The organism is Intestinimonas sp. RTP31139st1_F5_RTP31139_211217 (genome assembly GCF_040226735.1).
GTDB classification, from domain to species: Bacteria; Bacillota; Clostridia; order Oscillospirales; family Oscillospiraceae; genus Intestinimonas; species Intestinimonas butyriciproducens.
Window position 1 is genome coordinate 34,884 of the sequence record NZ_JBCOAQ010000009.1, and the last position, 13,812, is coordinate 48,695.

Below are 13,812 nucleotides of genomic sequence, written 5' to 3' on the forward strand. Positions count from 1 at the left end.
GGTCCGCCCCTCACCTGCCGCCGGACTGCGGGCGCGAACCCTTGCGCCAAACCTTTTTCTGCGATTTTCTCCCCCCGCGCCCTTTTCAAATTCGGTTTCTATGGTATAATAAAACCAATTTAGAACGGTATGACGTCATCATATTTCTGAAGGGGGTATTTTCATGGATAAGCCGGAGCCGAGTCCGATCAAGGCCATCACCAGAGTGTCGATTACCGATTCCGTCGTAGACCGCATCCGCGAAATGATCGAGTCCGGAGCCTATGAGGTGGGGGAAAAGCTGCCCACCGAGGCCAAACTGTGTGAAATGCTCTCCGTGAGCCGCACCAGCGTGCGGGAGGCCACCCGCGTGCTTCAGACCCTGGGCTACGTGACTCTGGTGCCGGGCAAGGGGGCCTTCTTGGCCGACCTCAAGCCCTCCGACGGCGGGGAGGAGAACTGGTTCGACGTGGAGAACGTGCAGTTCTATGACTTCATGGAGGTGCGCATGGCCATCGAGACCCTGGCCGTCCGCCTTTCGGTGGAGCGGGCCACGCCCAAGCAGATCCGGGCCCTGGAGAAGATCCACGCCGCCTTTCTGGAGGCCAACGAGAAGCAGGACGGCCTCCAGCTCATCATGCTGGACGAGCAATTCCACACCAAGATCATCGAGTACACCAACAATCCCCTGCTCATCAACATCAACAAGCAGCTTCTGGAGTGCTTCCGGGTCTACCGGAGCAGCTCCTTCATGAACAACGCGGTCTATCAGAACGCGGTGGGGCCCCACTCCCGGATTCTGCTGTGCTTCCAGACCCATAACGTGAGCCAGGCGGTGGAGGAGATGCGCCGACATCTGGAGATCACAACGCTGGATATGAAAACCATCCACAGCGGGCAGGAGTCCTGAGGGGCCCTGCCCGCCCGCCATGTCCGGGGACATAAGGCAAACAGGAGCGCCCGCCCGATCATCCATGGATGCGGTTGGCGCTCCTGTTTTGATTGTCGGGCCGATCCGTCTTGTCCGCCCCAGGGGCCCCCGGGCTTAGTTCAGCTTGCCGATCTCCCGAAGAATGGCGGTGGTGACGGCCATCTCCTCCTCGGTGGCGGGCGCCAGGGGGCTGCGCGCGGGCCCGAGGTGGATGCCGGTGACCAGCTCGATGGCGGGGCGGAGAATGGAGTTGGGCAGGATGCGGCCGTTCTGGCCGGTGGACTTGCAGAAGCGGTAGATGGGCACGAAGAGCTCCTTGGCCCGCTGGTTGTCGCCCTCGGCGAAGGCCTTGAAGATGGCCCGGATCTCGTGGCCGAAGATGTGGGCGCCGCCGCTGACCAGACCCATGGCGCCCTGGACGATGGTGGGCAGGAGCATCACGTCGTCGCCGTTGTAGATGGCAAAGTCGGGATCCACGTCCTGGGTGGCCAGGAAGAAGTCGGTGACTTGGGTGGGGTTGATGCCGGCCTCGTCCTTGACGCCCACGATGTTGGGGAGGGCGGCCAGGCGGCGGACCGTCTCGGCCTCCAGGTTCACGCCCACAAAGATGGGGATGTTGTAGAGCATGATGTCGGCTTTGGTGGCCTCGGCCAGGGCCTTGAAGTGGCGGTACAGGCCCTCCTGGGTGGGCTTGTTGTAGAAGGGGCAGACCACCAGGCAGGTCTCGATGCCCAAATCCACCGCCTTGTTGGTCAGGGCGATGGTCTCCTTGGTGGAGGCGCAACCGGTGCCGGCGATAACGGGCTTGCGCCCGGCGGCGGTCTTGACGGCGGTCTCCATCAGCTTCACCCGCTCGTCAAAGGTGAGCAGGCTGGCCTCGCCGGTGGTGCCGGTGACGATGAGGGAATCGCACAGGTCGTTTTGAATGAGGTACTCGATGAGTTCGGCATACTTGCCGTAGTCCACCTCTTCGTTGGCGTCATAGGGGGTGATGAGGGGCAGCAGGATCTGGCCGTACTTTTCCACAAACTGATTCATGACTTGTTTCCTCCAAATGATTCTATTTTCTGTTGTTTGATAGGACCCCTCCGGGGGCGCTCAGCCGGCAAAGGCGCTGCGGATGGCCGCCTTCTCCTCCTCGGGCAGGTAGGTGATGGGGCTCCGGCAGTAGCCGCAGTCCCGGCCCAGCACCTTGAGGGCGTACTTCAGGCGGATGGGGAACTGATTGCCGCCCAGGCACTGCCACTTCTGATAGAGGGACTGCTGGATGGCCAGGCCCCGCTGGTGGTCGCCGTTCCGGGCGCACTCCCACATCTCCACGCACTCGGCGGGGAATACGGAGAGGATGGCGGAGATGGCCCCCCTGGCCCCCAGGTCGAAGCAGGAGTAGATCATATCGTCGGTGGCCGCGTACACCCTGCCCCGGCCGGCCGTCTCCATGATGTCGGCGTAGAGGGCCTGGATGCCGCCCACGCTCTGCTTGATGCCCATGACGTGCTCGGTCTCATCCAGCAGGCGGTGGAAGAGGGCGGGGGAGATGGTGTTCTGCGGGATCACGTTGTAGATGATGACGGGCAGCCCCACCTCCCTGGAGATGGTGCTGTAAAAACTGAACATGCCTTCGGCGTTGGGCACCAGGACGTTGTAGGCGGTGGGGGTCACCATGATGGCGTCGGCCCCGGCCTCCCTGGCCCGCAGTCCGGTGGCCACCGCGTCCCGGGTGCTCATCCGCATGACGCCGCACACCAGGGTCTGCTCCGGGCCGACGAACTCCCGGCCGATCTCCAGCATCCGGCACAGCTCGTCGTCGTGGAGGGTGGGGCCCTCTCCGGTGCTGCCGCCCACACTCAGGCCGTGGGCGCCCGCCTCCATGCACAGCTCCATCTCCCGGCGCAGACAGCTCTCGTTGATCTCGCCCGCCTCGTCAAAGGGCGTGACGATGGGGGGAATGATCCCCTCGTACTTCTTGACCATGCTGCTCTTCCTCCTTCCCAGGCGGTTCCTCGCCCGGCTTGCTCATCCATTTTGTATGATGTATGATTGTATGATTAGTATATACACCCTTTTTCTCCCGCCGTCAATACTCACCCGGGAATTTTTTTCGGTCAGTCGATAAAGCCCAGCAGCCGGGGCAGGAACAGACTCAGCTCAGGGATGAAGGTGACCAGCAACAGGATGACCACAGCCAAGAGGATGAGGGGCATGGTGGACTTGACCACCTGCTCAAACTTCAGTTTTCCCACGTTGGAGGTGGCGTAGAGCACCACGCCCACAGGCGGCGTGATGAGGCCGATGGTCAGGTTGACGATCATGACCACGGCAAAGTGGACGGGGTGGACGCCCATGGCCACGGCGATGGGGGCCAGGATGGGGGCGAACAGCAGCACGGCGGCGGAGGTCTCCATCCACATGCCCACGATGATGAGGATCACGTTGATGATCAGGAGCATAACGTAGGGGCTGTCGGTAATGCCCAGCATGAAGGCGGAGAGCTGCTGGGGGATCTGCTCCACGCCGATGGCCCAGGCAAACACCGCCGAGATGGAGGTGATGACGAAGAGATTGGCGGTGGTCTTTCCGGCGGACCAGAGGGAGTCCAGGATCATTTTCACGGTGATGTTCTTAAAGACGAAGGCGCCTACGATCAGGGCGTAGAGCACGGCCACGGCGGCCGCCTCGGTGGGGGTGAAGAGGCCGGCGGTGATGCCGATGAGGATGATAAGGGGCATTCCCATGGCGATCCAGCCCCGAATGCGGATGTCCTTTTTCTCCGCGGCGGTGTACTGCTTTTCATGCTTGGGCAGGTTGAGCCGCTTGGCGTTGAGCTTGATGTAGAGCATTTGGGAGCCCGCCAGCAGCAGGCCGGGGAGGAACCCGGCGTACAGTACGGCGCCCACGGACAGGGCCATGGTGCCGGCGTAGAGGATGGCCACGTTGCTGGGCGGGATGAGGGGGCTCTCAATGGAAGAGGCGGCGGTGATGGCGCAGGCAAAGCCCTTCTCATAGCCGTCTTCCTCCATGGCGTCGATCTCCACCTTGCCCAGACCGGCGATGTCGGACAGGGCCGCGCCGGAGATGGAGCCGAAGATGGTGCTGGCCAGCACGTTGACGTAGGCCAGTCCGCCCCGCCACCTGCCCACCCGGGTGATGCGGACGAAGTCGAAGAGTTTGCTGGAGATGCCGGTCCGGACCATGATCTCCGCCGCCAGCATGAACAGGGGCAGGGCCATCAGCGTAAAGGAGTTGATGCCCGAGAACATGCGGATGGGGATGACCAGCAGGTTGGCGGGGTTGGTGATAAAGATGTAGAAGATGGTCGTCAGGCCGATGGAATAGGCGATGGGGAACCCGACGAGGATGGTTACGATCAAAATCAGAGTGGCGATCCCGAATTCAAGCATCCTTTTCCCCCCCTGTCGTAATATGTTGGACGATCTGTCCCACCGTCTGTATGGCGCAGAGCACGCCGCCCAGGACCAGGGCCATCTGGGCGTACACCACGGGGAAGCCCATGGAGGCGCTGTACTGCCGCCCGCCCACGGTGGGGAAGTATTCGCAGCCCCAGTAGATCACGCCGCACCAGAAGGCGAGGACGGCCACCCGGATCACAAGGTTGACCGCAAAGTTGAGGGGCCCGGGCAGCCGGTCGATGACAAAGTCCACGCCCACATTGCTCCACTGGTAGACGCCGGTGCTGGCGCCGATGAACGCGATGTAGATCATGACATAGCGGGAGAGCTCCTCCGTCCAGTTGGGGTTCTTGACGCCGGGGGTCAGCCGGGCCACCACCTGGATGAGTACGATCGCGGTCATCATGATCATCATCGCCACGCAGAAGATCCGCACGAAATGATTGATGAATGTCAAAAATTCTGACCAAAACTTTCTTGGCTGGCTCATGATTTCCTCCTTTTCCTCTGCTTCCCGTCCCGGCAGGGACGGTCCTGCTTCGCTCTTATCCCCAGGAGCTCACTCCTCCATCCCGTTGCCCCTCCTGCGGGTGCAGAGGAAAACCACTGCCATCAGCACCACCATGATCCCCGCGATGGCAGCCAGGTTCAGCGTGCCCCGCTGGCTGGCGGCCGCCGCGATCTGGGTCCCCCCGCCGCTGGCCGTCAGGCCCCCGTCCTCCATGGTCTCGGCGGTCTCAATGGCGGAGAAGAGGCTGTCCACCAGCGTGGGATCGCTCAGGTTCTTTTTCAGATATTCCATGACGGGCTCCTGGGCCACCTTGAAGGTCTCCAGTTCCTCGGCGGTGGGGGAATAGACCTGGACGCCGTTGGCCACCATGGTATCTACGGCCAGGGCCTCGGCATAGCGGCAGATGCCGCGGGCGGCGATGGTGGCCTCCCGTCCGGCCTCGTCCACCTTGGCCTGGGTATCCGCGTCCAGCCCTTGGTACCACGTGTCGCTGATGACCAGGAAGGCCAGGCCCAGCAGATGCCCGTCCAGCGTGCAGTAGGGCTGTACCTCGTCCAGGGAGGCGCCCAGGGTGGTCACGCAGGAGTTCTCCTGTCCGTCCACCACGCCGGTCTGCAGGGCGCTGTAGAGCTCCAGGAAGGCCACCGGCGTGGCGGAGGCACCCAGGGCTTCCACCATCTCCAGATAGACCGGGCTGTCCTGTACCCGGATGTTCAGCCCCTCCATATCGGCGGCCGTCCGGATCTCCCGCTTGCTGTTGGTGAAGTTGCGGTAGCCGCCGTTGTCGTAGGAGGCCACCACCCGGAACCCGGTCTCGGCGGCGATCTTCTCAAAGAGCTGCCGGCCGAAGTCCCCATCCAGCACATCGTAGGCAATGGTGGGGTTGTCAAACAGATAGGGGATGGTGAACACCTGGATGTCGGGGGCGAAGGCGGACAGAGCGCCGTCCGCCGGGGTGCTGCCGGTGATGGTCCCGGTGAGCATCTGCTCCATGGTGGAGGCCGCGTCCCCCAGCACGCCGTTGGGATAGAGCTCCACGGAGTACTCCCCGCCGGTGGACTTCTCAAAGGCGCCCTTAAAAGCCAGCATCGCCGCATAAGAGGGGTGGTAAATGGTCATATCACCGATCACCAGCGTGGGGGAATCGGTGAACGCCAGCTTGAGGACCTTCCCGTCCTCCGCCGCGAGGGCCGTGGTGCTCAGCGCCGACGCCAGCAGCACACACAGCAGCATGGAAATGATTCTTTTGCCTGTCCGTTTCATTGCGCTCCTCCTTCAAGACATCGGTTGATTTTCTCCAAGATTGTGTGATGTCGTATGTTGACTCTAAGAATAAGCTCCTCTCGGCAATTCGTCAAGTATTTTTATCTTTTTTGCCGACGCTTCTACGTTTTCGACAATTTTTGTTGTAAATATTTAGCCTATTTGCCAACGTTCCCTTTTATCTGTTGATATGATGTCAGGCCGTCTCAGACCGGCTCCCTCTCCCCTCCTCCCGGTCTCCCGCCGTCCAGGCGTATCTGGGATTCTGTACACAGAACTTTCCGCCGGTGATTTCGATGCTGACGCCGTTGATATAGGAGGCCCGGTCCGAGGCCAGAAACACGATGGTGTCGGCCAGGTCCTGGGGCACGCCCAGCCGCTCCATGGGAATGTTGTCCCGCTGCCCTGTGGCCGCCGCCCAGTCGTCGATCCGGGTCATAGGCGTCTCGATGACGCCGGGGATATAGGTGAGCACCCGGATGTGATCCCTGGCGTATTCCCCGGCCAGCGAGCGGGTGAGGCTGCATACCCCAGCCTTGGCCGCGCCGTAGGGGCCGGAGCCCGCCGCCGGGAACAGGGACTGGAAGGAGCCCGCATTGAAGATGACGCCGCCTCCGCCCTTCCGCATCTCTCTGGCGGCGTATTTGGACCCCAGGAAGACCCCCGTCAGGTTGGTATCGATGACCTCCCGCCAGAATGCCAGACTCACCTGATCCATGGGGGCATGGCAGGTCATCCCCGCATTGTTCACCCACACGTCCAGCCGCCCGAAGCGTCGAAAGACCCGCGCGGCGAAGTCGGATACCTCCTCCTCCCGGGTCACATCCACCTTTTGGGTGTAGATCTCCCACCCCCGGGCGGTGAAGTCCGCCTCCGCCTCCGCCAGCTTCTCCTCCCGGCGGGCGCCGATGGCCACCGCGCAGCCCTCCCCGGCAAAGGCCTCCGCGATGGCCCGCCCGATCCCGGTGGCGCCGCCCGTCACCACGGCGACCCTCCCCTTCAGACCCAATTCCATACCGACACTTCCTCTCCAAGATTCTGTATGATATCATACTTTGATTTTATGCCTTTCTTTCCGCAAAGTAAACAGATTTCTTTTTTGAAAAGCCCTTGACATTGGGCAGGTCTGCGCGTAAGATAGGTCTAAATTGTATGATGTCATATATAATCACAGAAAGAGGGATCTCAAATGGAAGCTGTCTCCGCGTTGAAGGTCGGCTGCGGAAAATTCTTTCACGGCGAGGGAGTGATCTCCCTTCTGGCGGGAGAGATCATGCGTCTGGGCGGGAAGGCTCTTCTTGTGGGCGGCCCCACCTCGGTGGACCGGGTGATGGATGCCGCGCGGGAAAGCCTGGACGCCGCCGGTGTCTCCTGTGTGGTCCGCCGCCACACCGATTACTGCACCGTCGCCTGGGCCGAGACCTACGCCGCGCTGGCCCGGTCGGAGGGCTGCACGGTCCTGGTGGGCGTGGGGGGCGGCAAGTGCATCGACGAGATGAAGTGCGCCGCCCATTTCGCCGGCCTCCCCATCATCACAGTGCCCACCTCCATCGCCACCTGCGTGGCCACCTCCATGGTCTGCATTATGTATAATGAGAAGGGCCAACGGGCCCCGGCCGTCAACCTGAGCAAGGAGGTGGATGTGTGCATCGCCGACACCGGCCTCATCGCCTCCGCCCCCCGCCGCACGCTGGCCGCCGGGATTCTGGACTCCATGGCCAAGATGCCCGAATGCTTCCATCAAAAGAAGATCGGGAGCTATCGGGACTGCACGCTGGAGGAGTACATCCAGGTCGTCAACAGCCGGGCCATTTTTGAATTTCTCATGGGCGAGGGCCGGGACCTCTACAAAAACGGCGGCGCGGCCCGGCGCTTCCAGGACGCAGTGCTCACCAATCTGCTCCACACCTCCATCGTCAGCGGGTTTGCCGACGGCTCCGGGCAGTTGGCCGTGGCCCATGCCACCTATGACTTCCTGCGCACCCATCATACCGAGGCCAGCTATCATTTTCTCCACGGCGAGATGGTGGCGGTGGGTCTGCTGGTCCAGATGGCTTATAACGGCTCCTCTCAGGAGGAGATCCAGGCCGTCCGGAGCCTGATGGCCGACATGCACATGCCCCTGACCCTGGCGGACCTGGAGTACGACTGCTCCGGCGCTCAGCGGGACTTTTTCCTCCAGACCATTGCCGCAGACGCCAACATCACCACGCCTGCGGACATGTCCCTCCTGCGGGCCGCTCTGGAGGAGGCGCTCTGAGCGCGGCTCCGACCTTTCTCACGGCAGAGCGCGCCGCCCATACGGGCGGCGCGCTCTTTTGTCATGTAGCCGCGGCCAGATGCCGCTCCAGGGCGGGCCCCAGCCGCTCCCCGATGTGCCGGGCAAAGGTGCCGATGAGGACCACTGCGATCAGGGTCCCCTCCCGGATTCCCCGGACCTGCCGGAAGCAGAGGAGGGAGACGGCCACCGTCACCGCCACCATGGCGCCGTCGAAGAGCACCTTCCCCGTGCCGAACCGCAGGCCTGTACGGCGGACGACGGCGTTGACGCACCCCTCGGCGGGCAGCACCACAAAGTCCGCCGAGACGATGAGGAACACCCCCAGGGCCAGCACGGCGCAGCCCAGAACAAAGACCGCCAGCCGGGCCGGGTAGGGCGGAGCCCACCCGGCCAGAAAGCCGAAGAGGACGGCGGTGAGGTCGATGGTCACACTGAACAGGACGCTCATGAGGAACTGTGCCCCCATCATCCACAGGGGGTATTCCCGCCGGAGCAGCAGGCGCTGGAGCAGGAAAAACACCAGGTTTACCAGCGTGGTGCACCAGCCCATGGTGATGGGTGTGATCAGGGAGAGGACGTACGCCACACTGACGATGGGCGAGATGCCCAGATCACAGTTTTTGGTGACTGCCACTCCGGAGGCGTAGCACAGCAGTCCCAGGGCGCAGATCAGGAGTCTCTTCGGAAGGGCGGCCCCGGTGTTGGCCGCCGTGCTCATTTCCCGGCGGCCATGGCCCCGGCGATGACCATGCGCTGGACCTGGTTGGTGCCCTCAAAGATCTGCCACAGTTTGGCATCCCGCATCAGCTTCTCCACCGGATATTCCCGGGAGTAGCCGTAGCCGCCCAGTACCTGCACCGCATTGGTGGTCACCTGCATGGCCGCGTCGCTGATGAAGGCCTTGGTGACGGCGCCCAGCTTGGAGTCGTAGACTCCCTCGTCCACCATCCGGGCGCAGTGCCACAGCAGGGCCCGGGCGGCGGTGGTCTGGATCTCCATATCCGCCAGCAGTCCCTGCACCATCTGGTGGGCGATGATGGGCTTGCCGAAGGTCTTGCGCTGTTTGGCATAGGCCACGCTCTCGTCAATGGCCCGCTGGGCGATGCCCAGGGCGCCGTAGGAATTCACCCCCCGGCTGCGGTCCAGGCAGGTCATGGCGATCTTGAAGCCCCTGCCCTCCTCGCCCACCCGGTTCTTGGCAGGGATGCGGACGTTCTCAAAGAGGAGATCGGTGGTGTTGGAGAGCACCATGCCCATCTTGTCCTCGGCCTTGCCTACGGACACGCCGGGCCGGTCCTTTTCCACGATGAAACAGGTGATGCCCTTGGTGCCCAGGCTGCGGTCCACCGTGGCGAACACGGTGTACACGTCGGCCAGACCGCCGCTGGTGATGAAGCACTTCCGGCCGTTGAGGATGTAGTCGTCCCCATCCCGCACCGCAGTGGTGCGGGTGGCTCCGGCGTCGCTGCCGGCGTCGGGCTCGGTGAGGGCGAAGGCGCCCAGCTTGCCGTTGAGGAGGAAGTCCATGTAGTAGTGCTTTTGCTCCTCGGTCCCGAAGAGCATCACGGGCTCGATGCCGAACTCGCCGGTGGTGGCGCTGCAGATGAACCCCGCGTCCACTTTGGCGAATTCTTCGTTCACCAGCACCATGTCGAAGGCGCCGAAGCCCTGTCCGCCATAAGCCTCAGGCAGGAACATGGTGTTGAAGCCGGCGTCGCAGAACTTCCGGAACACCTCCATGGGGAAGGGCCCGTGGGTGCGGTCGATCTCGGCGGCAATGGGGCCCAGTTCCTTCTGGGCAAAATCCCGGGCAAACTTTTGCAGGTCCTTCTGCATCTCAGTCAAAACATATCCGCTCATGGCAGTATCTCCTTTCGGGTCGGTCACTGGAATTTTGGGGGGCGCTTTTCCAGGAAGGCGAACACGCCCTCCCGGAAGTTGGGGGAGGCGGCGCATTCGGCCTGGAGCTCCTGCTCCAGGGCCATGTAGTCCCCAAAGTCCTTCCAGCCGGTCTCCCACTCCATCCGCTTGACGGCCCTGTAGCAGCTGGAGGGGCCCGCCGCCAGTCGGAGGGCAAACTTCATGACCTTCTCCTCCAGCTCCGCCTCAGGCACCACCCGGTAGGCAATGCCGTACTCCAGGGCCTTTTCAGCACTCACGGGCTCGCCCGTCATGCACATCTGGACGGCCCGGGCGTCGCCCACCGCCTTGGCCAGGGCGTAGAGCCCGCCGGTGTCGGGCAGCAGCCCCACACCCACAAATGCTTCGATGAATTTGGCGTTGTCGGCGGCGAAGCAGAAGTCGCAGCACAGCGCCAGGCTGCACCCCGCTCCGGCGGCGGCGCCCCGCACGGCGGCAATGACCGGCTTTCCGGAGGTCTTGATGGCCACTGGCAGCTGGGAGGAATTGCGCATGTTGGCCGCCATATCCAGGGTCCCGTTCTCCAGCCCTTCCCGGAAAGAGCCCAGCTCTCCCCCGGCGCAGAATGCCTTGCCCGCACCGGCGAGGACCATCACCCGCACCCCGTCGTCAGCCTCCGCGGCGGTGATGGCCTGGTAGAGCTCCTCGATGATCTCATCGTTGATGGCGTTGAGGGTCTTGGGGCTGTTGATGGTGATGACGGCCACGCCGTCCCTCACCTCATAGAGGATCTTTTTGTATTCCATAGAACATTCATCTCCTTGGTGATGTCAGCAGATGCCGAATGTGGAGGACAGAAACGCCAGGATAAAGCACAGGACCAGGGGCCAGACGGTGTTGAGCCAGAACATGTTAAAATAGGCCTCTTTCTGGGTGAGGCGTGCCTGATTGAACTCGTTGATCAGGGTGGCGCAGCTGGGCAGGGAGTCCAGGCTGCCGGAGGCCACCACGGAGATACGGTGGATGACGCCGGGATTGATGCCCAGTTCCAGGAAGTGTTGGCCCAAATTCTCCAGGGCGATGTTCAGGCCGCCGGAGGGGGAGCCGGACATGGCGGCGGCGATGGCCACGGCGATGACGATCTGATACTCGGCGGGGCCCGGGAGATTGAAGAGCTTCTCGATGATCCAGGCATAGCCGGCAGTGGCGGCCACGCAGCTTCCAAAGCCGATGACCATGGCGGTAACGAAGCCGGAATTGATGGCCTGGCTGGTACCGGTCCCCATCAGGGCGATGGCCTCTTTGAGGCGGAACCGCTTCTGGACCAGGCCGAAGTCGACAAGGGCCACCACGATGCCCACAAAGCAGGCGATGGTGACGCCCATATCCAGGACGTTGAGGACGACGAGGAGTACGATGGAGGGGAGCAGCGCAGCCAGCAGATTCATGGGTTCCGGATTTTCAAACTGCACTTCGGAGATCCCTTTTCCCGTGGGGAGAAAGCCCTCGCCGCTGGCCTTGATCTTCCTGACCTGGATGGTGAAATAGACATGGCCGAAAAGGATGGAAAGGACCACGGCGAACAGTCCCAGCACAGGTCCGGACATCGCGTTGGTGCCCAACCAGCCGGCGGCCACGGCGTTGTTGGCGGAGGGGGAGCCGGGGATCATGGTCATGGACAGGGCGGCGGTGCCGAAGGCGCCCACAGTGTACATCTTCCACGGCACGTTCAGTTCCTCATACATCTCCTTGACGATGGCAATGATGGTGAAGAAGGCCACAAAGATCATCACGCCTCCGTAAGTGATGACCACGCCCACCAGCACGCAGCACCACAGAGCGGCGTAGGTCTCATGGCCGGGAAACTTTTTGGCCAGCTTGGCCAGGGCCAGTCCGATGGAACGGGCCGCGCCGCTGGCTGCCATCAGATTGGCAAAGACAGCGCCGGTGAGGAACATGAGGAAATAATTCTTGATGAAATTGGTGGCGCCGGTCATATAGGCGCCGGTCATGCCGTCGTACACATCCATACCGGCGGTCAGCAGGACCACCATGGCCATAATGGGCGCCATCACCGTTGGGGGGAACCCCTGGTAACACAGATAGATAAAGATGATGACGCAAACCAGCAAAATCAATACCGCAGGAATACCCGTCACAAAAATCCCTCTCTCTACATTTTATTGGGACCGGCGCCCGGAGGGGCCGGCCGCGGGTGTCATTTCAGGGCGGCAATCTGCTCCCGGGTGTAACCCAGGCCGGTCAGGACCTCGTCGGTGTCCGCGCCCAGGGCGGGGGCGATGCGCTGAGCAGGGGGCTCCTCATCACCGAACTGGACGGGCACCCGGGGTACCACCAGGTCGTCGCCGTTCTCCAGCGTGACCCGGGTGAGGTAGTCGTTGGCCCAGGCCTGCTCGTCGTCATAGAGCTCGTTGGGCCCCAGCAGCCGGGAACAGACGATGCCGTTTTGGGAGAAGGCGCTCATCAATTCGTCTGCGGTCATCCTGCCCCAGGCCTCTGCGATGAGGGCGCAGACCTTGTGGTAATTGGCTCGGGCGGCATCCCGCTCGTGGAGCATGGGATCGCCGATGTAGGACTCCAGGCCGATGAGCCGGAACACCTTGGGATAGAGATCGCTCCAGGAGGGGCTGGATGCCATCACCCAGTAGCCGTCCTTGCTCTTGTAGGGGGGTACCAGGGGGTCGGTGTGGATCTCCTTGGGGAATTTCAGCCCGTACCGGGGCTGACCGCAGATGAGACCGATGCTGTTGTACCACAGGGCGGCGGAGTAAAGGGAGGTCTGGATGTGCTCGCCCCTGCCGGTGCGTCCCCGCTTGATGAGGGCCGCCAGGATACCGTCCAGCATGATGGCGCCGCAGGCGCCGTCGCCAAAGCCGGGCTGGGGCTTGAAGGGCTTGTCGTCGGCCAGGGTCCACTCCACCAGGGTGCCGCTCTTGGCCCAGAAGGAGGCGATGTCAAAGCCGGGGAAGTCCTTTTCCGGCCCCTTCTGACCGAAGGCGCCGAAGTGGACATAGATGAGGCCCGGGCACTCCTCCCGGAGAGCCTCATAGCTCAGCCCCAGCTTCTCCAGGGCCTTGGTGCGGGTGTTGGTAATGAATACGTCGGCGCTCCGGATGAGTGTCTTCATGGCGGCCTGGCCCTCGGGGGTTTTCAAATTCAGGGCCACACTCTTTTTGTTGATGTTCTCCACCTCGAAGATGGGGTTGTTGTCTGGCCCGGCCGGCATCTCGTAGCCGGGCCCCACATAGCGCCAGGGCTCCCCCTTGGGGGGCTCCACCTTGATGACCTCCGCGCCCCAGTCCGCCATGATCCGGGCCGCCTTGGGCACGGCCACATGGGTGCCCAGCTCCACGACCCGGATTCCCTCCAGATGATTGCTCATAGGAATACCCTCCTCCTAGAAATTGAATCTGTCCGAACCTTCCGGTCCGGTCGCGTCACACCTGCTATCATGCAAGGTTCATGCCAACTCGAAATTTGTGCAGATCGCCGATTTTCTTTTTGTTTTCGGCGCTGTCCTCCCCCTGTTTTCCCAAAATAAAGGAGATTTCCGTGT

General features: G+C 62.5%; 13 protein-coding genes. 2 read left to right on the forward strand and 11 right to left on the reverse strand.

Going from position 1 to position 13,812, the window contains the following annotated elements:
• The first annotated feature begins 163 nt into the window (after positions 1-163).
• Positions 164-889 (forward strand): FadR/GntR family transcriptional regulator, encoded by a 726-nt coding sequence (locus ABUA09_RS08325; protein ID WP_349949295.1) that lies wholly within the window; start codon positions 164-166, stop codon positions 887-889.
• Positions 890-1,024: 135 nt separating this feature from the next.
• Here the strand turns inward: ABUA09_RS08325 and dapA are convergent, their stop codons facing one another.
• The 6 genes from dapA to ABUA09_RS08355 form a co-directional block, all read right to left on the reverse strand.
• On the reverse strand, positions 1,025-1,948 hold the full coding sequence (dapA, locus tag ABUA09_RS08330; RefSeq protein WP_081959958.1) for a 4-hydroxy-tetrahydrodipicolinate synthase: 924 nt from the start codon (positions 1,946-1,948) through the stop codon (positions 1,025-1,027).
• 60 nt (positions 1,949-2,008) lie between these two features.
• Entirely contained in the window at positions 2,009-2,884 is an 876-nt protein-coding gene (locus ABUA09_RS08335) for a dihydrodipicolinate synthase family protein (RefSeq protein ID WP_033118825.1), read from the reverse strand.
• Between the two features lie 131 nt (positions 2,885-3,015).
• Positions 3,016-4,311 carry a TRAP transporter large permease gene (locus ABUA09_RS08340; protein ID WP_195607747.1) on the reverse strand — a complete coding sequence of 432 codons (1,296 nt, stop codon included), beginning with the start codon at positions 4,309-4,311 and terminating at the stop codon, positions 3,016-3,018.
• On the reverse strand, positions 4,304-4,810 hold the full coding sequence (locus ABUA09_RS08345) for a TRAP transporter small permease (protein ID WP_058116963.1): 507 nt from the start codon (positions 4,808-4,810) through the stop codon (positions 4,304-4,306). Before ABUA09_RS08345 ends, ABUA09_RS08340 begins: the two co-directional genes overlap by 8 nt.
• A 69-nt stretch (positions 4,811-4,879) precedes the next feature.
• Complete coding sequence (locus ABUA09_RS08350) at positions 4,880-6,094, reverse strand: TRAP transporter substrate-binding protein (RefSeq protein WP_349949296.1); 1,215 nt, start codon at positions 6,092-6,094, stop codon at positions 4,880-4,882.
• Positions 6,095-6,290: 196 nt separating this feature from the next.
• Entirely contained in the window at positions 6,291-7,109 is an 819-nt protein-coding gene (locus ABUA09_RS08355) for an SDR family NAD(P)-dependent oxidoreductase (RefSeq protein ID WP_058116961.1), read from the reverse strand.
• 174 nt (positions 7,110-7,283) lie between these two features.
• On the opposite strand from ABUA09_RS08355, the gene ABUA09_RS08360 reads away from it, so the two are divergent.
• Positions 7,284-8,354: an iron-containing alcohol dehydrogenase gene (locus ABUA09_RS08360; protein ID WP_075705196.1), complete on the forward strand. Its 1,071-nt coding sequence runs from the start codon at positions 7,284-7,286 to the stop codon at positions 8,352-8,354.
• A 61-nt stretch (positions 8,355-8,415) separates the two neighbouring features.
• Here ABUA09_RS08360 and ABUA09_RS08365 read toward each other — a convergent pair whose 3' ends face one another.
• The 5 genes from ABUA09_RS08365 to ABUA09_RS08385 are packed head-to-tail and all read right to left on the reverse strand — an operon-like array spanning position 8,416 to position 13,638.
• A complete protein-coding gene (locus ABUA09_RS08365) occupies positions 8,416-9,093 on the reverse strand; it encodes a YczE/YyaS/YitT family protein (RefSeq protein WP_075705195.1) in 678 nt (225 codons plus the stop codon).
• Complete coding sequence (locus tag ABUA09_RS08370; protein ID WP_033118830.1) at positions 9,090-10,235, reverse strand: acyl-CoA dehydrogenase family protein; 1,146 nt, start codon at positions 10,233-10,235, stop codon at positions 9,090-9,092. Before ABUA09_RS08370 ends, ABUA09_RS08365 begins: the two co-directional genes overlap by 4 nt.
• A gap of 23 nt (positions 10,236-10,258) precedes the next feature.
• A complete protein-coding gene (locus ABUA09_RS08375; RefSeq protein WP_349949297.1) occupies positions 10,259-11,041 on the reverse strand; it encodes an enoyl-CoA hydratase/isomerase family protein in 783 nt (260 codons plus the stop codon).
• 24 nt (positions 11,042-11,065) lie between these two features.
• Entirely contained in the window at positions 11,066-12,394 is a 1,329-nt protein-coding gene (locus ABUA09_RS08380) for a GntP family permease (protein WP_075705193.1), read from the reverse strand.
• Positions 12,395-12,453: 59 nt separating this feature from the next.
• Positions 12,454-13,638, reverse strand: coding sequence for a CaiB/BaiF CoA transferase family protein (locus tag ABUA09_RS08385; protein ID WP_349949298.1), 1,185 nt, complete (start codon positions 13,636-13,638; stop codon positions 12,454-12,456).
• Positions 13,639-13,812: the final 174 nt, after the last annotated feature.